The organism is Parafilimonas terrae (assembly GCF_900115755.1).
In the GTDB taxonomy this organism is placed as follows: domain Bacteria; phylum Bacteroidota; class Bacteroidia; order Chitinophagales; family Chitinophagaceae; genus Parafilimonas; species Parafilimonas terrae.
In genome coordinates this window covers 546,764-572,624 of sequence record NZ_FOXQ01000001.1, presented here as the reverse complement: position 1 = coordinate 572,624, position 25,861 = coordinate 546,764, and the positions used below count along the sequence as shown (strand labels likewise).

General features: G+C 38.2%; 23 protein-coding genes. 10 read left to right on the top strand and 13 right to left on the bottom strand.

Going from position 1 to position 25,861, the window contains the following annotated elements; translation table 11 throughout:
* Positions 1-33: 33 nt before the first annotated feature.
* Positions 34-780 carry a PPK2 family polyphosphate kinase gene (locus BM015_RS02465; protein WP_090654138.1) on the bottom strand — a complete coding sequence of 249 codons (747 nt, stop codon included), beginning with the start codon at positions 778-780 and terminating at the stop codon, positions 34-36.
* 129 nt (positions 781-909) lie between these two features.
* Between BM015_RS02465 and BM015_RS02460 the strand changes: the two genes are divergently transcribed.
* Positions 910-1,434, top strand: coding sequence for a L,D-transpeptidase family protein (locus BM015_RS02460; RefSeq protein WP_090655175.1), 525 nt, complete (start codon positions 910-912; stop codon positions 1,432-1,434).
* 107 nt (positions 1,435-1,541) lie between these two features.
* Here the strand turns inward: BM015_RS02460 and serS are convergent, their stop codons facing one another.
* Positions 1,542-2,810: a serine--tRNA ligase gene (serS, locus tag BM015_RS02455; RefSeq protein ID WP_090655172.1), complete on the bottom strand. Its 1,269-nt coding sequence runs from the start codon at positions 2,808-2,810 to the stop codon at positions 1,542-1,544.
* A gap of 62 nt (positions 2,811-2,872) precedes the next feature.
* Between serS and BM015_RS02450 the strand changes: the two genes are divergently transcribed.
* Positions 2,873-3,217, top strand: a complete 345-nt coding sequence (locus BM015_RS02450; protein WP_090654137.1) for a hypothetical protein — start codon at positions 2,873-2,875, stop codon at positions 3,215-3,217.
* 9 nt (positions 3,218-3,226) lie between these two features.
* Positions 3,227-3,958 (top strand): peptidylprolyl isomerase, encoded by a 732-nt coding sequence (locus tag BM015_RS02445; protein ID WP_090654135.1) that lies wholly within the window; start codon positions 3,227-3,229, stop codon positions 3,956-3,958.
* Between the two features lie 118 nt (positions 3,959-4,076).
* Here BM015_RS02445 and BM015_RS02440 read toward each other — a convergent pair whose 3' ends face one another.
* Positions 4,077-5,129: a transglutaminase domain-containing protein gene (locus BM015_RS02440; RefSeq protein WP_090654134.1), complete on the bottom strand. Its 1,053-nt coding sequence runs from the start codon at positions 5,127-5,129 to the stop codon at positions 4,077-4,079.
* Positions 5,130-5,426: 297 nt separating this feature from the next.
* Between BM015_RS02440 and hppD the strand changes: the two genes are divergently transcribed.
* The 3 genes from hppD to BM015_RS02415 all read left to right on the top strand — a co-directional run bounded on the left by hppD (position 5,427) and on the right by BM015_RS02415 (position 10,108).
* On the top strand, positions 5,427-6,554 hold the full coding sequence (gene hppD, locus BM015_RS02435; protein WP_090654132.1) for a 4-hydroxyphenylpyruvate dioxygenase: 1,128 nt from the start codon (positions 5,427-5,429) through the stop codon (positions 6,552-6,554).
* A 260-nt stretch (positions 6,555-6,814) separates the two neighbouring features.
* On the top strand, positions 6,815-7,273 hold the full coding sequence (locus BM015_RS02425) for a CBS domain-containing protein (RefSeq protein WP_090654128.1): 459 nt from the start codon (positions 6,815-6,817) through the stop codon (positions 7,271-7,273).
* Between the two features lie 306 nt (positions 7,274-7,579).
* Positions 7,580-10,108 (top strand): TonB-dependent receptor, encoded by a 2,529-nt coding sequence (locus BM015_RS02415; RefSeq protein ID WP_177191787.1) that lies wholly within the window; start codon positions 7,580-7,582, stop codon positions 10,106-10,108.
* A 22-nt stretch (positions 10,109-10,130) separates the two neighbouring features.
* Here the strand turns inward: BM015_RS02415 and BM015_RS02410 are convergent, their stop codons facing one another.
* Together BM015_RS02410 and BM015_RS02405 are read right to left on the bottom strand one after the other, a co-directional pair.
* Positions 10,131-10,682, bottom strand: coding sequence for a Uma2 family endonuclease (locus BM015_RS02410; protein ID WP_090654122.1), 552 nt, complete (start codon positions 10,680-10,682; stop codon positions 10,131-10,133).
* A 64-nt stretch (positions 10,683-10,746) separates the two neighbouring features.
* Positions 10,747-12,132 (bottom strand): LutB/LldF family L-lactate oxidation iron-sulfur protein, encoded by a 1,386-nt coding sequence (locus tag BM015_RS02405; protein ID WP_090655169.1) that lies wholly within the window; start codon positions 12,130-12,132, stop codon positions 10,747-10,749.
* Between the two features lie 283 nt (positions 12,133-12,415).
* Here BM015_RS02405 and BM015_RS02400 point away from each other — a divergent pair, with 283 nt between their 5' ends.
* From BM015_RS02400 to BM015_RS02390, 3 genes are read left to right on the top strand one after another with little or no spacing between them, the layout of a single operon-like run.
* Positions 12,416-13,684 carry an adenylosuccinate synthase gene (locus BM015_RS02400; protein WP_090654120.1) on the top strand — a complete coding sequence of 423 codons (1,269 nt, stop codon included), beginning with the start codon at positions 12,416-12,418 and terminating at the stop codon, positions 13,682-13,684.
* Between the two features lie 60 nt (positions 13,685-13,744).
* On the top strand, positions 13,745-14,191 hold the full coding sequence (locus BM015_RS21475; protein ID WP_177191786.1) for a hypothetical protein: 447 nt from the start codon (positions 13,745-13,747) through the stop codon (positions 14,189-14,191).
* Between the two features lie 11 nt (positions 14,192-14,202).
* Positions 14,203-15,486 carry an anthranilate synthase component I family protein gene (locus BM015_RS02390; RefSeq protein WP_090654118.1) on the top strand — a complete coding sequence of 428 codons (1,284 nt, stop codon included), beginning with the start codon at positions 14,203-14,205 and terminating at the stop codon, positions 15,484-15,486.
* Here BM015_RS02390 and BM015_RS02385 read toward each other — a convergent pair whose 3' ends face one another.
* The 8 genes from BM015_RS02385 to pheT form a co-directional block, all read right to left on the bottom strand.
* A complete protein-coding gene (locus BM015_RS02385; RefSeq protein WP_177191785.1) occupies positions 15,487-16,545 on the bottom strand; it encodes a lytic transglycosylase domain-containing protein in 1,059 nt (352 codons plus the stop codon). It abuts the gene before it with no gap.
* A gap of 36 nt (positions 16,546-16,581) precedes the next feature.
* Positions 16,582-18,027: an Asp-tRNA(Asn)/Glu-tRNA(Gln) amidotransferase subunit GatA gene (gatA, locus tag BM015_RS02380; RefSeq protein ID WP_090654114.1), complete on the bottom strand. Its 1,446-nt coding sequence runs from the start codon at positions 18,025-18,027 to the stop codon at positions 16,582-16,584.
* A gap of 34 nt (positions 18,028-18,061) precedes the next feature.
* Entirely contained in the window at positions 18,062-18,301 is a 240-nt protein-coding gene (locus BM015_RS02375; protein ID WP_090654112.1) for a Sec-independent protein translocase subunit TatA/TatB, read from the bottom strand.
* A gap of 134 nt (positions 18,302-18,435) precedes the next feature.
* The gene (rplS, locus tag BM015_RS02370; protein WP_143075728.1) at positions 18,436-18,786 is read right to left on the bottom strand and encodes a 50S ribosomal protein L19; all 351 of its coding nucleotides are present in this window, start codon (positions 18,784-18,786) and stop codon (positions 18,436-18,438) included.
* Positions 18,787-18,895: 109 nt separating this feature from the next.
* A complete protein-coding gene (rny, locus tag BM015_RS02365; RefSeq protein WP_090654110.1) occupies positions 18,896-20,455 on the bottom strand; it encodes a ribonuclease Y in 1,560 nt (519 codons plus the stop codon).
* A 442-nt stretch (positions 20,456-20,897) separates the two neighbouring features.
* Positions 20,898-21,182 (bottom strand): cell division protein ZapA, encoded by a 285-nt coding sequence (locus BM015_RS02360; RefSeq protein ID WP_090654108.1) that lies wholly within the window; start codon positions 21,180-21,182, stop codon positions 20,898-20,900.
* Entirely contained in the window at positions 21,183-21,470 is a 288-nt protein-coding gene (locus BM015_RS02355) for a hypothetical protein (RefSeq protein ID WP_090654106.1), read from the bottom strand.
* 20 nt (positions 21,471-21,490) lie between these two features.
* Positions 21,491-23,914 (bottom strand): phenylalanine--tRNA ligase subunit beta, encoded by a 2,424-nt coding sequence (gene pheT, locus BM015_RS02350; protein WP_090654104.1) that lies wholly within the window; start codon positions 23,912-23,914, stop codon positions 21,491-21,493.
* Positions 23,915-24,295: 381 nt separating this feature from the next.
* Here pheT and dnaB point away from each other — a divergent pair, with 381 nt between their 5' ends.
* Positions 24,296-25,861, top strand: coding sequence for a replicative DNA helicase (gene dnaB, locus BM015_RS02345; RefSeq protein WP_090654102.1), 1,566 nt, complete (start codon positions 24,296-24,298; stop codon positions 25,859-25,861).

Sequence of the window (25,861 nt, the reverse complement as noted above, 5' to 3'; positions counted from 1 at the left end):
AAATTGTTTCTTTAATCCGGCCAACACATTGCCTTATTTTTTTATACCCGGGTATTGCATGTTTAATTCCTTTAATGCATCTCTCAGGGTTGTGGCAACAAGGTATTCTTTATACCAGTTTTGATCTGATGGAACAATTGTCCATTTAACCTTATTGCAGTGTTTAAAACAGTCTTCATACGCTTTTAAATATTCCTTTCTTAAAGCGGCTTCAATAAAATCATTTTCATTATACTTCCATTGTTTTGTTTTATCATGAATCCTTTCATCAAGCCGTTTGTGTTGCTCTTCCTGCGAAACATGCAAATAGAATTTAAGTATGATGGTATTGTTATGATGAACGAGCAATTCTTCAAAATCGTTGATTGCCTTCATTCTTTTTGATGCCGTATTATCGTCAATCATATTATGCACTCTTGTTACAATTATGTCTTCGTAATGAGAGCGGTTAAAAACCTGTATCATGCCTTTGGCTGGCGCATGCTTATGAATACGCCATAAAAAATCATGCGACAGTTCTTCTGCTGTAGGCACTTTATAAGATTGTACTATTATGCCCTGCGGGTTTACAGAACTGAATACATTTTTTATGAGCCCGTCTTTGCCTGAGGCATCCATTCCCTGCAAAACTATAAGCACAGCATATTTGCCTTGCGCATACAAAACATTTTGCAATTCATCAAGCTCCTCGTATATGGCAGGTAATGCCGCCTTTGTTTTTTCTTTATCAAATTTTTCAGGTGCCCTGGTGCTTGTTTTATCAAGCTTTATGTCTGCCATATATTTTTGTTAGCAAACTTTTGAAAAGTTTATGAACTTTCCAAAAGTTGTATATATAGCGGCAGAAAAAATATATTGGCTACACACTCAAATAAGCCGTTTGTCGTTATAGAATATATGGGTGGGAAAATGAAGAAACTAAAATTGGTTACTGCATTATTACTTGCTTGTTTTCTGTGCACTTCTTTTCATCCTGCACAGATATATGACTCTCCTTATTACATTGTTATACATAAAACGCGGTATGAGTTAAAAGTTTTTGACCGGAAGGGCTGGCTGGTAACTTATCCAGTTGTGTTCGGAAGCAATGACATGCGCGATAAGCTGTATGAAGGCGACCGCAAAACACCCGAAGGTAACTTTGCCATTGTATCAAAAAGAGTTCATTCCAAATGGGACAGGATGATGATGCTTGATTATCCTACGCCGTCCAGTTATGAAAAATTTAATGCGCGGAAAAATGCAGGCATTGTTCCTGCATCGGCTAAAATTGGCGGTGGCATTGGCATACATGGCACATGGCCGCACGAAGATTTTCAGATTGACCGCTTCAGGAACTGGACTGATGGTTGCATAAGTATGCGCAACAGGGATGTGGAAGAATTATACAGAATGGTTCCTGTGGGCACGAAGGTTTTTATACGGCTGAATTAGGAACGTGAGGCGTGAATCGTAAAACGTGAATGTAAAGCGTGATAGTTTTAAACTTATACCAATATTTAACATCACAAATCACTTGTTTGAAGATTTGACGCTTCACGTTAATCTATCACTTCGTCCCCAAAATATTTCCAAAGCACTTCCGGCAAATTAATACCATTTTCTGTTTGATTATTTTCGAGCAGTGCAGCCATAATCCTTGGCAACGCTAAAGAACTTCCATTCAATGTATGCACCAACTGGTTTTTGCCACTCTCATCTTTATAGCGGCATTTCAGCCTGTTTGACTGGTAGCTTTCAAAATTGCTTACGCTGCTCACTTCAAGCCAGCGCTCTTGCGCGGCGCTATACACTTCAAAATCGTAAGTAAGCGCACTCGTAAAACTCATATCGCCGCCACATAATCTTAATATGCGGTACGGTAATTTTAATGACTGCAATAAACGTTCAACATGGTTCAGCATTTCTTCTAATGCTGCATAACTTTTATCAGCTTCAACCACCTGTACAATCTCTACTTTTTCAAACTGGTGCAGCCTGTTTAAGCCACGTACATCCTTTCCATAGCTGCCGGCTTCACGCCTGAAGCAGGGTGAATAGGCCGTCATTTTTACAGGCAGCTCTTCAACCTTTAAAATAGTATCACGATAAATATTGGTTAAGGGCACCTCAGAAGTTGGGATAAGATAAAATTTATCTTCATTTACAAAATACATCTGGCCTTCCTTATCCGGTAGCTGGCCGGTGGCAAAAGCGCTGTCTTCATTCACTAAGAAAGGAGGGATGATTTCTTTATAACCGGCCGCTGTGTTATAATCTAGAAAATATTGAATAAGCGTGCGTTGCAGCTTTGCGCCTTTACCCGTATAAACCGGGAAGCCGCTGCCGGTAATTTTTGTGCCGAGATCAAAATCAATGAGCTTATATTTTTTAGTGAGTTCCCAATGCGGCAGCACATTGCCGTTTAACGTTGGTTTTTCTGTTGTGCGAACTACTTCATTATCTTCAGCAGAAACACCTTTGGGCACTTTTTCTGAAGGAAGATTGGGTAACAATACCAATGTATCTTCCAGCTTTTTTTCTGTTTCGGCAGCCCGTTTTTTTATTGGTTCAAGGGATGCTTTCCAGTTTGTTACATCGGCTTTAAGTTGCTCTGCCTCTTCTTTATTGCCGGTTGCCATCAGTTTCCCGATCTGCTTGCTTGATGCATTTATTTTGGCCTGTGTGGCATCAAATTCTGCCTGCAATCTTTTACGTTCATCATCCAATGCAATTATTTCATCAACCAATTCAGGCTGCTTAAAATTCTTTACAGCAAGGCGTTCTTTTACCCATTCTGTTTTCTGGCGCAGCACATTCACCTGTAACATAAAACTTAAAATTTCGGGCAAATATAAACTTTGCATCAACACCCCTGCTACCTTTGCGCGCTATGATTACAGGAGATGATTTACAGCAACGCTGGTGGAATTTAGAGGCAAAGCTTGTTGAACGCTTTGGTAAGAAGCCCGACATGGAAGCTGTGCTGTTTTTAATAGGCATGCAGGAAACAGGGTTTATAAAACAGAAAATTACAAAAGAGCAAAAGCAGGATTTAATGCATGTGGCTATCTGCACCATTTTAAGCCCGAGCGGTTATTACGAATTTGAAGGAAAAGATGCAGATGGCTGGCCGCATTTCAAACAATTAAAAGAACATAAAGCCATGCTTCTGCATGAACAGGAAAACTTTTTAAAAGACCATATTTTATTCTACTTTGAACAACAGGGGTTCTAAAAATTTCTTATGAAAAAATTGTTATCGATCGCTTTGAGTTTTGCATTTATTACTACAACGATAGCGCAGTCTAAGCCGGCTGTAAAAACATCAGCTAAAAAGCCGGTAACGGCAGCAAAAGCAACGCCTGTTTCAAAAGAGAAACTGGTGGAAATTCAAACAGATTACGGAACAATGGTTGTAAAGCTTTCTGATTCCACGCCCTTGCATCGCGATAATTTTGTAAAACTTATAAAAGAAGGATTTTATGACAGCCTTTTATTTCATCGCGTTATACAAGGTTTTATGATACAAGGCGGCGACCCGCAAAGCAAAAATGCTGATAGTGCTGCTATGCTGGGCATGGGTGAAGCACCGGGCGGCGGCCTTATTCCCGCAGAATTTAATAATGCCTTATATCATAAAAAAGGTGCTTTGGCAATGGCAAGAACCAATAATCCTGAAAAAGCGAGCAGCAACTGCCAATTTTATATTGTTGAAGGCAAGCCGTATGATAATAACTCCTTAAACCAGGTTGAATGCGGCATTCGCCAGGGCGGCAATGTGGGATTTTATTATAACGATGAACAGCGTAAAATATACAATACGATTGGCGGTACACCGTTCCTCGATCAGAATTATACCGTTTTTGGAGAGGTGATTAAGGGACTTGAAGTGATTGATAAAATTGCCGCAGTTGCTAAAGGCGCTAACGACAGGCCGCTAAAAGATGTGCGTATGAAAATGCGTATGCTTAATTAATCCAGCGGGCCGGATGTTGAAAATAAAAAGGTGTGCGTGAAGAATAAATTTTTTGTGTTGCCACACCTAAAAGCAGGAGCAATGCTTATGACAAATAGAATTATAGATGTTTATTGTATCAATCTTTAACAGCTATATCCTTAATAACAACCGGAAGATAATTAAACGGCTCTTTTTTTATGTTGAGTTTATATCGCAGCACCACTTCGCCGTTATAAATTACCTGCAGCCATTGCACATCATCATTGGTTACAATATAATTTGCTGTTATTTTATTACCGTTTATACTATAAGGCTTATTCATTTTAAGACAGGAATCTATCAACGCAATATGCGATGAATCAACAGAATTTATATCAGATAAAAAAAGCGTTTTCTTATCGTCAGTTGTTTCTAATGTAACCGTTACGGTATCGCCAACTGCCGCAAGAATAATGCCTTTAGCCGGCTGGTAAGAAACAATCCGGTAATTAAAAGCCGGTTGCTTAAAAGGCGAACGGTTAAATTCAGAAAGCGTTGGCGGGTTGTTTAATAAAGTCCATTTCACATCATCGGGATAATGATCCTGTATAAAATATTTTGGCGGCGTTAAAAAATAATAGCCATTATATTCCTTGCGAAAAGCGGTGCCTGAAAAATTAAGATAGCCGCTTGCCCAGGTTGCATCCAGCAAATACCAGTTACTGTCTATCATCACAGCATTCCATTTATGGTTGCAGGCAAACTGGCTGCTGTAACCTGCCCTTGCATAGCCTGTGATGACAACGCTTTTTATGCCGGCAAAATCGCAAAGGCTTTTAAACAAACGGGCATAACCATCGCACAAAGCATACTTTCTTTTCAATGTTATTCTTGCCACTCTTTCATCAAGTGATTTATAAACAGAATCGGCATCATAATCAGCTTCCGCATCATCCTTTGAGTTTTGAGGCAGGTAATGAAAACCATAGCGGATGGTGTTATAAGCAATGTTATCCGTTATCCAGTTAAAGATGGAACGCACTTTATCCATTTCTGTATTGTAAGGCGCTGTAAGCAGGCAGGCTAAAGTATCGGGGGCAGTTATATTGCGGCTGTCTAACTTTTTAAAAGCAATAAAATTAGCAGCACTGTTTTGCGAAAAACAGGTAAAGCCGGTTAAAATAAAACAAAGATTAAGCAACAGTTTCATACGCCTCAAGGTTCAATGTCCTAAGTTAGAAATTCTTTTAAAACAATAAATAAGATTTTTAAAATGAATTATTCCACAATAAAAATGAAAACATTTTAATTGCCTGCCGGCTTTTTATCCCATTCAAAAATATTAGTCATCTTTGTAATGACGATGCTTCCGGATTATCCACATAAATGTTTTGCTGACAAGCGCATTAATTATTGTTTATTAATGCAGGAACTTGCCATGATGGCTGTATAAACCAATCTTCCTGAATCCTTCCTTTTTCTATTTTTTCATTTAAACCTATTTTTTATGAATGCAACTATTGCTACAAAAGCAAATACTGCTGCCATTGATTTTCTGCCATTGCAGGGAACTGATTATGTTGAATTTTATGTTGGCAACGCCAAGCAGGCGGCACATTTTTATAAAACGGCTTTTGGTTTTCAAAGCCTCGCATATTCCGGCCCTGAAACGGGGGCAAAAGATAAAGCCAGCTATGTGTTAAGGCAAAATAAGCTCACGTTTGTATTAACCACGCCTTTACAAAAAGATTCACCAATTGCGGCGCATGTTCATAAACATGGCGATGGCATAAAAGTATTAGCGCTGCGTGTGGATGATGCAAGAGATGCATGGCATCAAACCACCAAACGTGGCGCTGTAAGTTATATGCAGCCTGAAATTTTGAACGATGAAAACGGGGAAGTTGTAATGAGCGGTATTCATACCTATGGTGATACGGTACATTTATTCATTGAAAGAAAAAATTATAATGGCGCTTTCATGCCAGGTTATATTAAATGGAAAACTAAATATAACCCTTCTTCAACAGGATTAAAATATGTTGATCACTGCGTTGGAAATGTGGGCTGGAACCAAATGAATAAATGGGTAAAGTTTTATGAAGATGTAATGGGCTTCAGGAATATTTTATCGTTTGATGATGAAGATATTTCAACAGAATATTCTGCATTAATGAGCAAGGTAATGAGCAACGGAAATGGTTTTGTAAAGTTCCCGATCAATGAACCGGCTGAAGGCAAAAAGAAATCGCAGGTAGAAGAATACCTTGAGTTTTATAATGGCGAAGGCGTTCAGCATGTGGCCCTGGCAACCGATAATATTGTTGAAACCGTGAGCGCATTGCAATGCAGGGGCGTGGAATTTTTAAAAGTGCCTTCTGTTTATTATGATGATTTGATTGACCGCGTTGGAGAAATTGATGAAGATATTCAGCCTTTAAAAGAATTGGGTATTTTGGTTGACCGTGATGAAGAAGGTTATCTTTTACAAATATTCACCAAACCTGTTGAAGACAGGCCAACATTGTTTTTTGAGATAATTCAACGCAAAGGAGCAAAGAGCTTTGGTAAGGGCAATTTTAAAGCTTTGTTTGAGGCCATAGAAAGAGAACAGGCAAGGCGGGGAAATTTATAAAACATATATGTGAACTGCGCTGTTTTTGAGAAAAAGCAATGATTGTTCCAGTACAATAAAATGCTGTTAAAGCGTATAAATGTATGATAAACCTATTCAATATTGTTTACCTGAACCAGGCTTGCTGCGTACGATACAGGCTTATATAATAAATTTTTACAGAATACCGAAAAAGTTTAAAATGCAGCCGGTTTTATGTGCAGCAACACTTATATTGCAACAGATAGCCTTTACTGCTTATCTTTTAAAATTAATATATTATGAAGACTGCTCACGAAATAATCTGGCAAAAAAAAGCACCTGATAATTTTATCGATGCAGGTGCTTTGGTAATTGATGCACTGAATGAATTAAACGAGGTAAACCTCAGTTATCTTATAGTAAAAGAGAATGATGATGTAACCGGCATCTTCAGCGAAAGAGATTATGCGAGAAAGGTGGCTTTGCAGGGAAGGTCGAGCCGGGAAACAAGGGTGAAAGATGTAATGTCAACAGATTTACCCGAAGTACAGGGAAACGATTCTGTTCAGCATTGCATGAATTTATTGGCTGAACATGGCAGGCGCTATATAATAGTGAGAGACAACGGTGAATTTGAAGGCGTTATTACTATACATGATCTTTTGAGGGAAATATTGCTTCATGGCGAAAGAGCGCTTGATGCGCGTGTAACCCGCACATTGATTGAAATTAATGAACGTCCTCCGAGAGTTTATTAAATTATATAATATACTTTGTTTTAATGCCGGCTTTGCCGGCTTTTTTTATTTGTAAAAAACTGACTGGTGTTCGTTTCTGTCAACATAAGGAACCGCTATTTCAATATGTGGTTTTAACATAATTATTGAAATAAATCTTAATGTTTTGTTATGTAAAACAGTATGGCCTGAGTGTCTTAGGTTCTTGGTTAAATTTGTAGGGTTCGTCCTGCTGTTTGTAAGCTTAAGTTCCGGGTAGTTAGTATAATATTTGTTTGCTTTTACGCGGTGATGCTTGTATTCATAATTTAAATGAGACAATTATTAATGAAACCATTTTTACTTTCACTTCAGTTTATTTTAATCAGCAGTTTTTTGCTAGCGCAGAATACAGGCATTACGCTTACCGGTATTGTTGTGGACAGTGTAACTCAAAAGGCATTGCCTGGCTCAACTGTTACTATCAGCTTTAAAGGCCAGTCTGGAACAGTTAGCAGGTCAGATATTTCAAATCTTGATGGAAAATTTATTGTAGAAAACATTCCCTCAAAAAATGAAGTTACTCTCCAGGTTACATCAATAGGTTACGCTGCTATTGCAAAAAAAATAAATTTAACAAGCTACGTTAAAAACGGCAACGCTATTAATATTGGCCCGCTTAACTTAAGTGTGCAAACAAATACATTACAAAGCGTGGTTGTTTCAACCCAGGCTGTGCCTGCCATGAAGTTTGGTATTGACAGCAAGATTTTTAATGTTGAAAAAAATATTGCTGCCCAGGGTGGAACCGGTGTTGATGTAATGAAAAATATTCCATCTGTTTCAGTTGATGCAGAAGGCAATGTGCAATTGCGCAACAGTACGCCGCAAATATTTATAGATGGCAGGCCCACTATTTTAACACTTGATCAGATTGCTGCAGATGATATTGCAAGAGTAGAGTTAATTACTAATCCTTCTGCAAAATATGATGCATCAAGTTCAGGTGGTATTATCAATATCATACTTAAGAAAAATAAAACCATTGGCCTTAATGGCATTGCCTCAGTTGGTGGAGGTACGCCGAATGTTTTAAACGGCAACCTTAATCTTAATTACAGGGCAAAAAAATTCAACTTTTTTGCGAGCGGCAATTATAACAGGAGCGAAGGTGCGTCCAAAGAAAAAACATACCGTGAGAATAAAGAGAAAGGCATTATAACGGATTATTTTAACCAATCAACTGATAACAACAGGCTCCGCCAGTTTCATTCTGTAAGGTTTGGCGCTGATTATTTCCTTGATGATAAAACCACACTATCTTTTATGCAGGGTTTTCATAACGGAAAGTTTGCCAGCGATCAAAAGCAAAACCAGGAATTTTTTGATGCAGACAAAGTTTTGGATCATACAGGCGTGCGTTTGTCAACCAGTGATGGAAACTTTAAAAGAAGCAGCAGCAGGCTTAGCTTTGAAAGAAAGTTTGATAGCCCCGATAATAAACTTTCTGCAGATATAACTTATAACACCGGTGGAAGAGATAACAGTGATTATATTGTAAATAATTTTTATAATCCTGATGGCAGTGCTTATGCGCCTGTAACCAGGGTGCGCAACAGCGGTTTAACGGATGAATATCAGGTGATCGGCCAGATTGATTACAGCCATAAGATAAATGATAACAAACGTATTGAGTTTGGCGTGAGGAGCTTTTATAATCATAACAAAAGCAATTTTGCTACATACTCGATAGACCAGGCAGAAAATGAAACAAAACTTCCTTTGAGCAATAATGTTAAGTACACCGAAAAAGTAAATGCCGGTTATTTTAACTACGCCAATGGATGGAAATCGTTCGTTTACCAGGTAGGCTTGCGTGTTGAGCTTTCTGAACTTGACGGTTCTATGATTGATAGCAATCTCAATTTCGGCTATAAATTCCCCGATGGGTTTAAGGACCTCAATTATGCATTGTTCCCAAGTTTTTTTCTTACAAAGCATATAAGCGAGTCGGAAGATATTCAGTTTAATTATTCAAAAAGAATAAGAAGGCCGCGTTTTTGGGAAGTAAACCCGTTTATAGATATTGATGATCCTTTAAATATTTCACAAGGTAATCCTGCATTAAAGCCTGAATACACTAATTCTTTTGAATTGAATTATTATAAAAGGTTTGCTGAAAACAGTGGCAGTTTTCTCGGTGTAATTTATTTCAAGAATAATGTGGGTGATGTCACAGAGTACAGCGATACCATTCCGCAATCTCTGTATGAAGAATTGAATAATGCGGCTGTTTCTCCCAATGCTATTCTCAGCACTTTTATAAATGCCGGTTATGAAGACCGCTGGGGCGCTGAGCTAACGCTCCAAAAAAACATTACCAAAGCGTTAGACCTTACACTTAATACAAACTTGCAATATACTGTAACAAAGGCCAGCGTTGGCGATTTAAACCTTGATAATCACGGGTTTAATTATAACGCCAAGCTTATAGGCAATTATAAAATAGTTACAGAATCGAGCAAATTGTTTAATAATCTCGGCTTTCAGTTAATTACCAATTATGAAGGACCAAGGGTTATACCGCAGGGGCGTAATAAAGCGGAATTTAGTACAGACCTGGCTGTGCGTAAAGAATTTTTTAAGAAGAAAGCAGGCGCTCTCTCATTAAGCGTAAACGACCTGTTTAACACACGTAAGTTTGGAACCATTTATGATACGGATGATTTTTACCAGGATGGTTACCGTCGCTGGAGTGTAAGAACTATAAGGCTCACATTTAGCTATAGGTTTGGCGACGCAGATATTTTCCGCAAGAAAGATAATAATAACAACAATAATTCTGATTTTGAGGGAGGCCCAGGTGAAGATTCATAGCCAGGTTTCAGTGAAACGCTCGTTATGCATTTTTATATACATCCTTTACTGAAAAGGAAATGCCGAGTGCAGGTAAGTTAATGATACTTTCATCTTTTGTAAAAGTTTCTGTCATCCATTCGCCGCTTTCTGTCTTAAAATAAAAAATGATAACCTGCTGTTCAGGTTCAACGCATAAATAATATTGCAGCGTTGGAATTTTTTGGTATTGAATGAATTTATCTGTTAAATCAAATTTGCGGGTAGATTCGGATAAAACCTCAACGAGTAAAACCGGTTCATTTGTGAAATAGCGTTTTAAATTATTGGTGCAAACAATTACATCAGGATAAAAGAAATTATTATCCGGTGTTCTAACTTTAAATCCCTCTGTCAAAACTTCAAGCTCATTTTGCTTTAACAATCTTTCAATAAGATTTGCAATCCGCCTTTCAAGCTTATTATGATATATTGATGAGCCGCTCATTTCATAAAGGTTTCCGTTGATTAATTCATGTTTTAATTCACTGCTTTCTTCATAAAGAAAGTATTCTTCATCGTTCGCAAATTTTTTATTTTCTTCAACCAGTTTCATAAAATCACTTTTATCAAATTTACATTCCTAATTCCTAATTCCCAATTCAACACTCTTCAACTAATCAACTATTCTTTCCACGTTCTTCCTTCCACATTTGGTTAAACGTTTTCTGGCTGAAATCCAGATCAGCTCGGTGCTTCGTCCATGCTTTAAACATAGTGTTCACCACTTTATTTTTAAGATTGCCATTTGCCATATTCATCATGCTCCGGTTTAAGCTCGCCACTTTCCACATTTTCCAGGCAACACGTTCTGATACAGGGCTATCGCCTTCCACTACAGATTCATGCCTGTTCTCGAGCAACAATTCATGAAGGTTTATGCGCACGGGGCAAACCTCGGTACAATTGCCGCACAGCGATGAAGCATAACTCAAATGTTTCCACTCTTTTAAATTTCTCAGCTGAGGTGTAATCACACTGCCTATGGGGCCGCTGTAAGTTGTGCCATAACTGTGGCCGCCGATGTTTTTATAAACCGGGCAGGCATTTAAACAGGCACCGCAACGAATGCAGTATAATGCTTCACGGGCTTTATCGTTGGCAAGTAAATTGGTCCTGCCATTATCAAGTAAGATCACATACATTTCTTCAGGGCCGTCAATCTCGTTCTTTTGTCTCGGCCCGGAAATGATGGTATTATAAACAGTTAATTTTTGACCTGTTCCAAAAGTGGCCAACAATGGCAAAAACAAGGCAAGATCATTAATAGATGGCAGTACCTTTTCAATGCCTGTGATTACAATATGTGTTTTGGGAAAACCGCTGCTTAATCGTCCGTTCCCTTCATTTTCAGTTACAGAAATTGAACCGGTATCGGCAATTATAAAATTGGCGCCGGTAATGCCAATCTCAGCTTCAGTATATTTCTTCCTGAGCTTTTCACGTGCAATTAATGTAAGCTGTTGCGGCGATAAGCCATCTGGCACATTCAATTTTTCCGCAAATAGTTTTGCAATGTCTTCTTTGCTTTTGTGCATTGCCGGCGTTACAATATGATAAGGCGGTTCATTATCGAGCTGCTGGATATATTCGCCTAAATCTGTTTCAATGCTTTCAATGCCCTGCTTTTCAAGAAACTTATTTAAATGAATTTCTTCTGTAACCATGCTCTTGCTCTTCACTATCGTTTTGCAGTTCTTCTCTTTACAAATCTTTCCAATTTCTTTCAGCGCATCTTCTGCTGTTTCTGCCCAAATAACTTTGGCGCCGCGTGCTGAAATATTTTTTTCAAATGTTTCCAGCATAACATCAAGATGCTCAACAGCATTCCATTTTGTATTTTTTGCATGCTCCCGCACTGCCATTAAATCATTAAATTGCGTTTTGCCCTGCGGCACAACAGCATTGTATTTGCCGATGTTGAAATTAATTTTTCTGCGATGGTCGAGGTTTGACGCTTTTATGGTGCTTTTAGCAATAAATGTTGATGCTGTTTTTCCGCTCATAATTTTACCTGTTGCCGTAAAATTAGTCATTAAATCTTAGCCTGAATTGAAGCAGGTAATGAGAAGAACATGCAGGTTAGTTTTTTCAAATTACAGCAGGTCGGTTATATTTTTGCAACAGGTGCATAAATACAAACCTGGAGCTATAATCTTTAATGATTTTTATAACAAGTCAAAACAATATTCAAATTGTTATAAAAAGCGGCGTTGAAATTTTTCTTGCATAAACTTATAACTGCGATATACTAACCTTTATTTTTGCGGCAACAATAAAAAAAATCTAATGGTTGATGTAATTCTTGGTTTGCAGTGGGGCGATGAAGGCAAAGGAAAGATTGTTGATTATTTTGCACCGAACTATGATATAATAGCACGTTTTCAGGGCGGCCCCAATGCAGGGCATACTTTATATGTAGGCGATAAAAAAATAGTACTCCATCAAATACCTTCCGGTATATTTCATCAAAATACAACGAACATAATCGGTAATGGCGTGGTGCTTGACCCGGTTACTTTAAAAAAAGAATGCGAAGCGGTTGCTGCATTTGGTATAGATGTAAAGAAAAATTTATTTATATCACAGCGTACCAATCTTATTGTTCCCACACACAGGGCCTTGGATAAAGCTTCTGAAATATCAAAGGGCGAAAGCAAGATTGGTTCTACGCTTAAAGGAATTGGCCCGTCATACATGGATAAAACCGGCCGAAATGCTTTACGTGTGGGCGATATAATGGATAAATCGTTTATTACGCAATACATCAAACTACGTTTAAAACACCAGCGGCTGCTGGATAACTTTCATTTTGCAGAAGATATTTCTGCCTGGGAGGAAGAATTTTTTGACGCGATTGAATTTCTGCGTACTTTAAATATCATAAACGGTGAATATTTTATTAATGATAAAATAAGCAGCGGCAAAAAAGTTTTGGCAGAAGGAGCGCAGGGCTCTATGCTGGATGTTGACTTTGGCACATTTCCTTTCGTAACTTCATCTAACACTATTTCTGCCGGCGTGTGCACAGGCCTTGGTGTGGCGCCGCAAAAAATAAATAAGGTGTTTGGTGTTACAAAAGCTTATTGCACCAGGGTGGGCAGTGGGCCTTTTCCGACTGAATTGCACGATGAAACAGGAGAGGAGTTGCGAAAAATTGGCAATGAATTTGGGGCAACTACAGGCAGGCCACGCCGTTGCGGCTGGATTGACCTTGTAGCTTTGAAATATACTTGCATGCTTAACGGTGTAACGAACGTGGTAATGACGAAAGCAGATGTATTGGATTCGTTTAAAGAACTTAATGTTTGCACGGAATATTTAATAAACGGTAGTAAAAGTACAGAAGTGCCGTTTCAGTTAACGCACGCAGATGTGAAACCGGAATATAAAGCCTTTGAAGGATGGAACTGCGATTCAACTTCGCTGAAAACAGGTGATAATTTACCGGAAGCGATGCAGCGTTATATTTCTTTTATCAATCAATATATTGGTTCGCCTGTAAGCCATGTGTCAAACGGGCCGCAACGCGAACAGATAATAAAAATTAATGATTAAATTTTTTTGCTGATTAAAAAAACTCGTTGAAATTTTACAACAGCTTAATCAAAACTGTGTATGGCATCTAAATCTGACAAAACAAAGAAGACTACTCCGAAACCGTCCGGAGATAAAGCTGATAAAACAAGTTCTTCCAAAGCAAAAAAACAAGTGGAAGAGGATGATGAACTGGATGGAGATTTTGAAGACGATGAAGAAGTAAAACCTTCAAAAGCCGCAAAGTCTGGGCCCAGGACTAAAAAGCAATCCGAAGAAGATGATGACGACGATGATGATGGGGAAGATGAAGTGGATGATTGGGATAAGCCTGAAGAGGAAGAAGAATGGGATCCTGATTTTGATGAATTTGATATTCCAAAATCAAAGGGTAAAAAATCATCTGGCGGCAGCAAGAAAGGTGGAGAAGAAGAAGAGGAGGATTTTAAGTTTGATGATGATTTAAAAGAGTTTGATCTTTTTAATGATTCAGGCAGCTTTGACGACGACGATGACGATGATTTCTAAAACTCCTATAGGTGAAGAGAATAACTGCGTCTTTTCCTATTGATAATATTCTGTTGTTTAAAAAGCAAATGCTAAGCTGGGCAAACCGGTTTGGCATTTGTTGTTTTATGGATAGCCATCATTACGTTGACGAGCATCACAAATATGATTGCCTGGTTGCGGTTGACGCCATCAAAATATTTTCTCCTTCAGAAAATATTTTATCCCAGCTTGATAATTTTTATAATGAAAATAAAGACTGGATTTTTGGGCACTTGGGGTATGATTTAAAAAACGAAATTGAAGGGCTTCTATCACTCCATATAAACAAAATTGGTTTCGAAGATGTTTTCTTTTTTGTACCATCTATAGTAATAAGCCTTAATAAGAATATTGCTACTATTCATTCAGCTAACAGGCAACCGCGTTTAATATTTGAAGAAATAAAAAAAGAAGTTTTAGGCAACAACCAATCTTCATCATCAAAACAAATAGAACTGCAATCTTCTTTAAAAAGAGAGGAATATCTTGATATTATTAAAACTGTTCAGCAACATATATTGCGTGGAGATTGCTATGAATTAAATTATTGCCAGGAGTTTTTTGCGGAAGATGTTTTTATAGAGCCTTTACTTACTTATTCAAAACTTATTGAAATTTCTCCGACACCATTTTCCTGTTTTTACAAGATTGAAAATAAATATTTACTATGCGCTAGTCCGGAACGTTTCTTATCCAAATATAAAAGCACTGTTTTTTCTCAGCCTATAAAGGGTACCGCGCCAAGAAATGCAAACAATGCTTTAGATGAAATTGAAAAGGAAAATTTGCAAGCGAATAAAAAGGAACGAAGTGAAAATGTAATGATTGTTGACCTGGTAAGAAATGATCTGAGCAAGATTTGCAAAGAAGGAACAGTTATGGCCGATGAGTTGTTCGGTATTTATTCTTTTCCGCAGGTACATCAAATGATCTCTACTATAAAAGGCGAATTAAGACAGGATGTAACATTTGCAGAAATTATCCGTGCAACTTTTCCAATGGGTTCAATGACAGGCGCCCCAAAACGGCGGGCTATGCAATTAATTGAGCAGTACGAAAAAACAAAAAGGCAATTATTTTCCGGTAGTGTGGGTTATATATCTCCTGAAAGAGATTTTGATTTTAATGTAGTGATAAGAAGCATTTTTTATAATGCTGATAATAGATTTTTAAATTACCTGGTTGGCGGCGCCATAACTTTTTATGCTGATGCGGAAAAAGAGTATGAGGAATGTTTATTAAAAGCCAAAGCAATAATTGATGCGCTTCGCTAATTATTTACCGGCAATAACCGGCGGGGTGGCAGGCCTGGAACTATTGAGTAAAAGTTCAACGCTTTGCTTAAGTATATCGCTCTTTTTAGATTGGAATAATTGGGCTTTATCAGCGGGCACACGCATAGGGTAAATATCACCTTTGGCGAGTACATTATCAATATCAGGATTAAGCTGGTTGAATAATGAAAGGTCCATCATTAAGTTATTGGCAATAACAACAGAATTATATTTTCCGTAAATATTTACGGTTGAGCAATTGGCAGCGATATCTAAATAAGCATCTTTATTTTGTAAAGCCGCAGTATTATTGCCTGTTGCAATACTTCCATTTCCCTCAAAAAAGTAATGTGTTGCAATAAATTTTTTTACGTGATTACGGGTTTCAAGCGGCAGGTAATACTGGATCTTCCAAAAATCTTTGCTATGTGCTTTTGCAATGGCACGGTTTACATTGCCTGCTCCCGCATTGTAAGCGGCAATTACCAAAAGCCAGTCACCATAGGTATTATACAAATCCTTTAAAATTTTGCAGGCGGCATTAGTGCTTTTAACGTAATCAGCTCTTTCATCATAATAGCCTGTTCTTAATCCATGTTCCCTTGCTGTAGCATCCATAATTTGCCACGGCCCCACAGCTCCGGCCCAGGAAACAGCCGTACAGTTTAGGCTACTTTCTATAACAGAAAGATATTTTAGCTGCACCGGGATGCCATAAGAAGACAAAATGTGATCATATAAATCAAAATATGGCTTACCCCAAACTTTCATATTATTGAAATAGGAAGTATGCTTTTTTATATAATCGTCTGCAAAATATTTTGCTTCAGCATTCATTGATAAATCCATGGGATTATTGCTAACCACGGAGTTTCCCAAAAGGCTGGTAAATATTTTGGAGCTGTCTGCAATAAATACAGCCTGGGTTGTTTTGGAAATAGAATCGGTACCGGTACTATCTTTTGCAAATAATGTATTATTTGCACGGGAAAATGAGACAGTTGAAATATTTAAAAGGCAGAATAAACAGGCAGCTTTTCCTATAGAAAAGGTTTTCAAAAGGTATGTATGCCTGAAAAACTGGTTCATATTATTTTAAACATTAGCCGGCTGGTTAACTGTTTTGTTTACCTCTGCCAGGTGTTCAGAAATAGCCAGCAAAGTTACTTCATTTAGGTGAGATGCCATTATCTGCAGGCCAAATGGCATACCGTTGGAATGTTTAAATAGTGGAATTGATATGGCAGGAATGCCGGTTAAATTAGCAAACACCGTATAAATATCTGCCAAAAACATAGCTATGGGATCATTATTTTTTTCGCCGGTTTTAAAAGCGGTGGTTGGAGAAACCGGCGACACTATGGCGTCAACTTCAGCAAATATTTCTTTTATTTTTTTAAGCAAAATATTTCTAACCTTTTGAGCCTGCGTTATATACGCTTCATAATAACCTTCGCTTAAAACAAATGTGCCAAGCATAATACGCCGTTGTACTTCTTTGCCAAAAAACTGACTGCGGGTTAAATTTATCTGCTCGTTTAAATCTTTGGCCGGCTGTTGTGCCCCATATTTTAAACCGTCGTACCTCGCTAAATTACTCGAAGCTTCAGCGGTTGTTAAAATATAATAAGCCGGTACTATATAATCCAGCAGGTCAAATTCAATTTGGGAAACTTCAAATCCTTCTTTCTGTAAATGGCTAATGAAATTCTTTTGGGTGACGGCTATTTCAGGGTCGATCCCGGGATGATTAAATGTTGCCGGAAAGTAGCCGATCTTAAAATTCTTTTTTTCGTGCTGCCCCGAAAATTTAAAAATATCCTTCGTTGCTGTACTGTCAAAATCGTCTTTTCCTGCAATTACTTCAAGTATTAGGCCTGCATCTTCTACTGAATTTGCGAAAATCCCAATCTGGTCAAATGAGGAGGCATAAGCAATAACCCCATAACGGGAAACGCGTCCATAAGAAGGTTTTAAACCTACGACGCCGCAAAAATCTGCGGGTTGGCGAACAGAGCCTCCCGTATCGCTGCCTAAACTTATCATACAAAGTTTAGCCTGAACGGCCACAGCCGAACCTCCTGAAGAACCACCTGGCACTCTCGAATTATCTGCAGCATTCAACACATTGCCATACGCTGAATTTTCGTTGCTGCTGCCCATGGCAAATTCATCGCAGTTTTGCCTGCCAATAATTATGGCATCTTCCTGCAATAATCTTTCAACTGCGGTTGCATTATAAACCGCCTGGAAATTTTCGAGTATGCGCGAGCCGGCTGAAAGCTTATGGCCTTTAAAACTTATAACATCTTTAAGGCCAATGACTATACCATGCAATTTGCCCAACGCATTTCCTGCCTTTCGTTTTGCGTCAAGCAGGGCAGCACGTTCCAATGCTTCTTCTTTATAAATTTCAAGAAAAGCATTAAGGTGCTTATTTTGTTCTATATTCTTTATATAATAAGAAACGGCATCAGCACATGTTGCTTTGCCGTTTAATAATAAAGATTGATAGTCTTTGATAGAATGGAAGCTAAACAAAGGCTACAAATTTTTTAATGATATGGAAAGAAAATTATGGCTGAGTTGTAGTAGTAGCTGTTTGCTGAACACCGTTTGCCGATGGTGTTGGCGGCTGATTATCTTTTTCATTCAAGCCTTCTTCAAGTTCTTTTCTAACACTGTTTTTTGCATCGTTAAATTCACGAACGCCACGGCCCAGGCCCTTCATAAATTCAGGTATTTTACGGCCACCGAAAAGCACCAGAACTACTACTGCTATCAGTAATATTTCCTGAAAACCAAGATTTCCCATTTGATAAAATTTAAAGTGAGAGAACAAATATAGTAACTAAAATACGAGACCGCCTAAAGAACTGATTGTAAAAAATAAAAAAGCGAAAAATTTTTAACATCTTTCGCTTTCTCTTAAAATTTATGATAAGATAATTACATTCTTTTTTCTTTGATCCTGGCACTTTTACCACTGCGGTTACGCAGGTAATACAATTTTGAACGGCGAACCTTACCAACCTTGTTCAAAATGATTGAGTCAACATTAGGTGAGAAAAAAGGAAACGCTCTTTCAACCCCAATTCCATCAGATATTTTTCGCACGGTAAAAGTTGCCGTGGCACCGGTACCCTGAATTTTTACAACATCACCGCGAAACCCTTGTACACGTTCTTTACCACCCTCTACAATTTTATAATTAACGGTAACATTATCACCGGCTTTGAATTTTGGGTGTTGCTTTTTTGCGGTAAGCTGTTCATGTATAAATTGAGTTGCTGCGTTCATAACCAATAATTTTAAAAAGGTTTGCAAAGGTAACGGCATTTGCAGGAAATGCCAAATAATAAAAACCAATTCTTCATAAACATTAAGTAATGTTTATAATTTATATAATTTACCTGGCAACGTTAATTGCCCTTTTCTCTCTTATCACGGTTATTTTTATTTGCCCGGGATAAGTCATTTCGTTCTGAATTTTCTGGGCTATTTCAAAACTCAGTTTATCGCTGTCTGAATCTGTAATTTTCTCAGATTCAACAATAACCCTTAATTCCCTGCCTGCTTGTATTGCATAGGCTTTTTCCACGCCGGTATAACCCATGGCCAGTGTTTCGAGGTCTTTAATGCGCTGCAGGTATTGCTGCATAATTTCTCTCCTTGCACCTGGCCTTGCGCCACTAATGGCATCGCAGCTTTGAACAATAGGTGAGATGATATACTGCATTTCCATTTCATCGTGGTGTGCTCCGATTGCATTTACAACGGCTGCATTTTCACCGTATTTTTCTGCAAGTTTGGCTCCAAGTAAAGCGTGGCTCAATTCTGTTTCTTCATCAGGCACTTTACCAATGTCATGCAATAGACCGGCACGTTTTGCAAGTTTGGGGCTTAACCCCAATTCTGCCGCCATGGTTGCGCATAAATTAGCTACTTCCCGGCTGTGCATTAATAAGTTTTGCCCGTAGGAAGAACGGAAACGCATTTTTCCCACAATGCGGACCAGCTCTTTATGAAGGCCGTGAATACCTAATTCAATTACTGTTCTTTCACCTATTTCCATTACCTGCTCTTCTAGTTGCTTGCGTGTTTTCTCAACAACTTCTTCAATGCGGGCCGGATGTATTCTTCCATCTGCCACCAGGCGTTGCAGGCTCAAACGTGCAATTTCGCGGCGCAACGGGTCGAACGAAGAAAGCACGATAGCCTCAGGCGTATCGTCAACAATAAGATCAACGCCTGTTGCAGCTTCTATAGTACGAATATTTCTGCCTTCGCGGCCTATAATCTGGCCCTTGATTTCATCGCTTTCCAGATTGAAAATGGTTACTGTATTTTCGATGGTTTGCTCGGCCGCTGTTCGCTGAATAGATTGTATGATTATTTTCCGCGCTTCTTTATTCGCTTTCTGCCTTGCTTCTTCAATTACTTCCTGCTGAAGTTGAAGCGCTTGGGTTTGAGCTTCCTGTTTAAGGCTTTCAATTAGCTGTGTCTTTGCTTCTTCTGCGGTTAGGCCGGCAATCTTTTCAAGTCTTTTAATATGTTCTTCCTGGTGTTTTTCAAGCTGAGTCCTTTTTTGTGCTACAACTTCGAGCTGCCGGTTAAGGTTTTCTTTAATTACTTCATTTTCTTTTATTTGTTTGTCAAGTAAACCTTCCTTTTGATTAATGCTTATTTCTTTTTGCTTTATCCGGTTTTCACCATCATTTATTTTACGGTTACGTTCCAGAACTTCTTTATCGTATTCAGCTTTAAGTTGTACGAATTTCTCTTTTGCTTCAAGTATTTTTTCTTTCTTAATGGTTTCGGCTCTTAACTGTGCTTCAGATAGCATCTGCTGCGATTGTAAATCAGCCTCTTCAATTTTTTTGCGGGTATTCTTGGCAAATAGGATTTTTCCCAACCCAATTCCGGCAAGCAAAGCAATTATTCCTGTGATTATGATTGATATATCCATGAAAATTTAAATTGATAAAAAGTTATTATTATAAACTGTTAAGCTGCGAAGTTAATTATCAGCAGGCAGAATATTTAAAGTGATTTTGAGTCTCAATTTAAGACTAATTTGTTTCAAATTGGGAATGATTTAAGTTGAGATATTTTGTAACTAATTGATAAATAACAATATAATTACTTGTACAAGCGTTGGCACTCAATTTGAAAAAAGACCAGTACCCGTTTTTAATTCGTTCTTAAAGAAAACCTTTAAAAGACTTACCGTTAAAACTAACAGTAAAGTTTTTAAAAGTTTAGGGGCCGTAACCCAAACTGAATGTGTTTAATGTAGTACCTTCTCTGAAAACTGAAGAGAAAATTAAAAAATGTTTGCCTGTAAGGCACAATGATTTTCGGGGCTTTTTCAGAATACGCTCTGTTCATTTTTGGACGGAGCTTTTTATTTATATAGCTTCCTGAATTAGCTGTTGAAGCGCTTTTAATTTTCCTGATAATTCCCTGGTGTTTTCATTGGCAATGGCGCTTGATGGTTGTTCGGTTGCAAGCCATATTAATACCATGGCAATATAATCCTGCATGTCTTTGCCGGCGAAATTGGTTTTAAATTCTACCAGCTTGTTATTTACAAGTTTTATTGTTTTGCGCAGGTTTTCTTCATCGGCGGGTTTAATTTTGACACGGTAATTCCTGTCTCCCACCAAAATATTTACAGGTATTAATTCTTCCATTTATCGGGCATTAAGTAGTGCAAGGCATTTTTCAATGTCTTTTAAATATGCATCAATCTTAAATTGCAACGCTTCTTTTTGTTCCTCATCGTACAAACCATTGATGTTAGCTGTAACAATTTTTTCTTCAGTTACATTAATTAAATGCTCCTTTTCTGAAACAGCTTTTCTCAATTCTACATTTTCCTTTTTTAGTTCCTCGTTCTCTTTTTTTAACCCGTTCAGTTTCTTTAAAAGCGTTTGTAAAGCAAGATGTAAATCTTTAACTGTGGCATGCAAATCTTCCATACAATAAAAATTAGGCCAAATTAGTGCCGGATTTCCGCATCAAATTCTTTTGCCAGCTTTTCAGTAATTGCCTTCATAGCCAGCTCCACTTCAGCATCGGTAAGCGTTTTTTCTGCGTTGATAAATCTAAAGTTAATGGCAAACGATTTCTTATCGGCGCCTAATTTTTCTCCTTCATAAATATCAAACAGCTTAAAACTTTCAAGATATTTCACCTTCATTCTTTCTAACAAAGAGGCAACGCTGCCGTAAACGACATTTTTACCTGTTACAAAAGCGAGGTCTCTTTCCACAACTGGGAATGGTGGAATTTCTTTGTACAAAACCTGTTGTTTTATAGCTTCTGCTGCCAGGCCTTCAACGTCAAGCTCTGCAAAAATAACCGGCTGTTTAATACCAAATTTTTGTAAAAGAGGATTAGCTGCCAGCAAAATGCTACCTAATTTAGTTTTGTTTTTTTGAATTGTTTGAATAGTACCTTCTGCAACAGCTTCCGGTTCTCCAAAAGATACATTTCTAATATTGATGTTTTCCAGCAGTGCTGCAGTAATGCCCTTGGCTGTAAAAAAATCAGCTTCTGCATTTTGATTTTTCCAGCCGGGTGTTTGTTTTCTGCCTGTTATCCAAAAACAAAGTTTTTCGGTTTCCAAGTAACCATTTTCATTGTGTTTATAAACTTTGCCAAGCTCAAAAAAACGCAGGTTGGTATTTTTTCTGTTGACATTATAGGAAAGCACTTCCAATCCTGTTTCAAGCATGGAAGGGCGCATAATATCAAGATCAGCGCTTAAATTATTAAGCAGTCTTACAGCAGTGTTTAATTTTTCTTCACTATAATTTTTACTGTTAGCAATAGAGTTGGTAATAATTTCGTTGAATCCCAAACCGGCAAACAATTGCGCCAGTTTTTCTTTCAAATTCTCCTTTAAACTATTTTCATTTATAGAAGGTGTTATTGTAATTGTTGATGGAATTTCAATATTGTTCAGACCATCAATCCTTATAATTTCTTCCACAATATCGGCGGGCAAACTAATATCAGCTTTGCTTAATGGTATAGCCAGTTTTATGAAGCTGTTATTTTCTTCAAGTATATCAAATTCCAGCGCCGTTAAAATATTTTTTACCGATTCCGGAGAATAAACTTTGCCGCTTAATTTTTTAAGGTAATCGTATTTTAAAACAACAATTTTCTTTTCGGCAACTACGGGATAAACATCAATTAGCTTTCCGCTCACTTCTCCACCTGCTACTTCTTTTATTAATTCAATGGCGCGTAAAAGTGCACGTACTGTTCCTGAAATATCTACTCCTTTCTCAAACCTGATGGCGGCTTCTGTTCTAAGGCCATGTTTTAAGGAAGTTGCCCGTATGGATGTAGGGCTGAACCACGCGCTTTCCAAAAATATGCTTTGTGTTTTTTCGGTAACACTGCTGCCTATACCGCCGAAAACACCTGCAATACAAACAGGTTCATTATCGTTGCAAATCATTAAATCCCCGCTGCCTAATTTCCTTTCCACTTCATCAAGTGTCTTAAATAAAGTACCCTCAGGCAGATTTTTTATTACTATTTTTTTACTGCTCAAGGCATGAGCATCAAAAGCGTGTAAAGGCTGGCCGGTTTCATGCAAAATGAAATTGGTAATATCAACTATATTATTGATTGGCCGTTGACCAATCGCTTTTAAATAATTCTGAAGCCATGCGGGCGATGGCGCAACTTTTACATTTTTTATTGCTACGCCGGAATACCTTTTGCAGGCATCTGTATTTTCAATCGTAACAGTAAATTCACTGTTCCCGCTGATGTTTTCTGTATTATTCGAAAAGGGAAGCTTTGCTGTTACAATTGTATGATTATGATAAGACAACCATGCGCAAACATCTTTGGCAACACCAATATGACTCATGGCATCCATGCGGTTTGGCGTTAAACCAATTTCATAAATCCAGTCAGCATAAACATCAAACAGCTTTTCAACAGGTGTGCCGTTCTCTGTTTCGGCAGGCAAAATAAGAATGCCTTCATGATTGTTGCTCAAGCCTATTTCATCTTCAGCGCAAATCATTCCAAAGCTTTCAACGCCTCTTATTTTAGCCACTTTCATCGTTACTGCCTCTCCATTTAAAGGAAAGATGGTTGTGCCAACAGGCGCTACAATAACTTTTTGACCGGCTGCTACATTCGGTGCGCCGCAAACTATTTGCAATGGCTCGCCTTTATTTATATCAACCTTTGTGATTTTAAGTTTATCTGCATTAGGATGTTGTTCGCAACTTAACACCTCGCCCGTAACAAGCCCTTTTAATCCTCCTTTAAAATTTTCGTAAGGTTCAAGCGCTTCCACTTCAAGACCAACAGACGTTAAAATTTCCGATAATTTTTGCGGTTCAATTGTTTCAGGTAAATATTTATTAAGCCAGTTATAAGATATCTTCATAAAAATCAATTAGTGCAAAAATAGACTTTGAAATAAGAGGAGAAAACGAAATTTTAAACTTCAGTAATACTACTTTTTTTAAAAAATAAGCATGTTTTTCAAGAAAAAGTTTTTGCACCCACGACTGTGGATATCAGTATAGAATTTTCTTAAAACTTTTTATTTCTGTTGAAGAACCATACTGTTATAGTGGATAACCTCGTTATTTTGTTGGAAACCTGTGCAAACAAGTTTAATAAGTTTAATTCAGATAAAATTTTTTCGTGCCATGAATTAGCCCTTAATTCGTTGCCCCGTTGCCGATAATATAGCGGTAACATCAGGGCAACAATTGCTTAACATAACGCAGCTACTTAACCGATTAAATTCTTTTCATATAAAATGGATATTGTTAATCAAAATAAAGATAGACGAACCAGGAGAAAACCAGCAATCGATCTTAGCACCACTGTTTATGGAAAATTGCCACCGCAGGCACGGGAGTTGGAAGAAGCGGTGCTTGGTGCGATCATGCTTGAGAAAAGCGCATTTGATACCGTTATCGAAATTTTAAAACCGGAATGTTTTTACACCGATGTGCACCAGCGCATATTTAAAGCTTTTCAAAGCCTTGCCCAACAAAGTATGCCGATTGATATGCTTACCGTTGTTGAACAATTAAAAACATCGGAAGAACTGGAAGCTGTAGGCGGCCCGTATTATATTACCAAACTTACCAACGCCGTTGTATCAACGGCTAATATTGAGGCACATTCAAGAATTATTCTGCAAAAATTTATACAGCGGGAACTGATACGCATCAGCGGCGAAATAATCAGCGACGCGTATGAAGATAGTACCGATGTTTTTGATTTACTGGATGACAGCGAAACAAAAATGTTCAGCATCACCAATAATTATCTTAAAAATAATTATGAAGATATTGGCAATGCCTTAGCCAAAACCATTAACCGTATTGATGAACTGCGCACGAAGACTGAAGATATATCTGGCGTGCCAAGTGGTTTTGCAAGCCTTGACCGCATAACTTATGGATGGCAACCTACTGACCTTATCATCCTGGCAGCGAGGCCTTCTGTGGGTAAAACAGCATTCGCACTGAACCTTGCCCGTAATGCGGCTTTAAGCCCGGTGAAACCTACAGCCGTTGGCGTGTTTTCGCTTGAAATGAGCTCTTCACAACTGGTGCAGCGTATTTTGTCGGCAGAAAGCGAGATAGCACTTGAAAAAATTGCACGTGGTAAACTGGAAGATTACGAATACCAGCAATTGCACACCAAGGGCATTAAGCGCCTGGAACAGGCTCCTATTTTTATTGATGATACGGCCGCTTTAAACATTTTTGAATTCAGGGCAAAAGCACGCCGCCTGGTAAATAAGCATAAGGTTGGTATTATCATTATAGATTACCTGCAGTTGATGAGTGGCAGTGGCGACCGGGGTTCAAACCGTGAACAGGAAATAAGCACCATTTCACGTAACCTGAAGGCACTCGCCAAAGAATTAAACATACCTATCATTGCATTGAGCCAGTTGAGCCGTGCCGTTGAAACGCGTAAGGAAAGCAAGATGCCGCAATTGAGCGATTTGCGTGAATCCGGTGCTATTGAACAGGATGCAGATATGGTTATGTTTATCTACCGGCCGGAATATTATGAGAATTTTTCCAATGAGCATGGTGAAAGCACACGCGGTGAAACACATATTAAAATAGCAAAACACAGGAATGGTTCGCTTGAAACGGTGAAACTGCGCGCCCTGCTGCACATACAAAAATTCGAAGAATGGGATGGCGACAGTGGCCCTGCTTTATCTTCCGGAGGCAATTGGAAACCGCTTGGCCCGCAGCCTTCACAAACCGGCGATGATAATAATGCGCGCCTCTTTATACAAAAAGGCAGCCGAATGAATGATGATGCCTTTGGTGAAGACGATGACCCGTTTTAA

What these genes read in the sequence shown, in the direction of transcription:
- hppD (WP_090654132.1), top strand. Translation starts at nt 5,427, where the DNA reads ATGAATGCAACTATTGCTACAAAAGCAAATACTGCTGCCATTGATTTT.
- serS (WP_090655172.1), bottom strand. Translation starts at nt 2,810, where the DNA reads ATGTTACAGGTGAATGTGCTGCGCCAGAAAACAGAATGGGTAAAAGAA.
- BM015_RS02440 (WP_090654134.1), bottom strand. Translation starts at nt 5,129, where the DNA reads ATGAAACTGTTGCTTAATCTTTGTTTTATTTTAACCGGCTTTACCTGT.
- dnaB (WP_090654102.1), top strand. Translation starts at nt 24,296, where the DNA reads ATGGATATTGTTAATCAAAATAAAGATAGACGAACCAGGAGAAAACCA.
- BM015_RS02415 (WP_177191787.1), top strand. Translation starts at nt 7,580, where the DNA reads ATGAAACCATTTTTACTTTCACTTCAGTTTATTTTAATCAGCAGTTTT.
- BM015_RS02360 (WP_090654108.1), bottom strand. Translation starts at nt 21,182, where the DNA reads ATGGAAGAATTAATACCTGTAAATATTTTGGTGGGAGACAGGAATTAC.
- BM015_RS02445 (WP_090654135.1), top strand. Translation starts at nt 3,227, where the DNA reads ATGAAAAAATTGTTATCGATCGCTTTGAGTTTTGCATTTATTACTACA.
- BM015_RS02465 (WP_090654138.1), bottom strand. Translation starts at nt 780, where the DNA reads ATGGCAGACATAAAGCTTGATAAAACAAGCACCAGGGCACCTGAAAAA.
- BM015_RS02400 (WP_090654120.1), top strand. Translation starts at nt 12,416, where the DNA reads ATGGTTGATGTAATTCTTGGTTTGCAGTGGGGCGATGAAGGCAAAGGA.
- pheT (WP_090654104.1), bottom strand. Translation starts at nt 23,914, where the DNA reads ATGAAGATATCTTATAACTGGCTTAATAAATATTTACCTGAAACAATT.
- BM015_RS02355 (WP_090654106.1), bottom strand. Translation starts at nt 21,470, where the DNA reads ATGGAAGATTTGCATGCCACAGTTAAAGATTTACATCTTGCTTTACAA.
- BM015_RS02450 (WP_090654137.1), top strand. Translation starts at nt 2,873, where the DNA reads ATGATTACAGGAGATGATTTACAGCAACGCTGGTGGAATTTAGAGGCA.
- BM015_RS21475 (WP_177191786.1), top strand. Translation starts at nt 13,745, where the DNA reads ATGGCATCTAAATCTGACAAAACAAAGAAGACTACTCCGAAACCGTCC.
- rny (WP_090654110.1), bottom strand. Translation starts at nt 20,455, where the DNA reads ATGGATATATCAATCATAATCACAGGAATAATTGCTTTGCTTGCCGGA.
- BM015_RS02425 (WP_090654128.1), top strand. Translation starts at nt 6,815, where the DNA reads ATGAAGACTGCTCACGAAATAATCTGGCAAAAAAAAGCACCTGATAAT.
- BM015_RS02410 (WP_090654122.1), bottom strand. Translation starts at nt 10,682, where the DNA reads ATGAAACTGGTTGAAGAAAATAAAAAATTTGCGAACGATGAAGAATAC.
- BM015_RS02405 (WP_090655169.1), bottom strand. Translation starts at nt 12,132, where the DNA reads ATGAGCGGAAAAACAGCATCAACATTTATTGCTAAAAGCACCATAAAA.
- BM015_RS02460 (WP_090655175.1), top strand. Translation starts at nt 910, where the DNA reads ATGAAGAAACTAAAATTGGTTACTGCATTATTACTTGCTTGTTTTCTG.
- rplS (WP_143075728.1), bottom strand. Translation starts at nt 18,786, where the DNA reads ATGAACGCAGCAACTCAATTTATACATGAACAGCTTACCGCAAAAAAG.
- BM015_RS02375 (WP_090654112.1), bottom strand. Translation starts at nt 18,301, where the DNA reads ATGGGAAATCTTGGTTTTCAGGAAATATTACTGATAGCAGTAGTAGTT.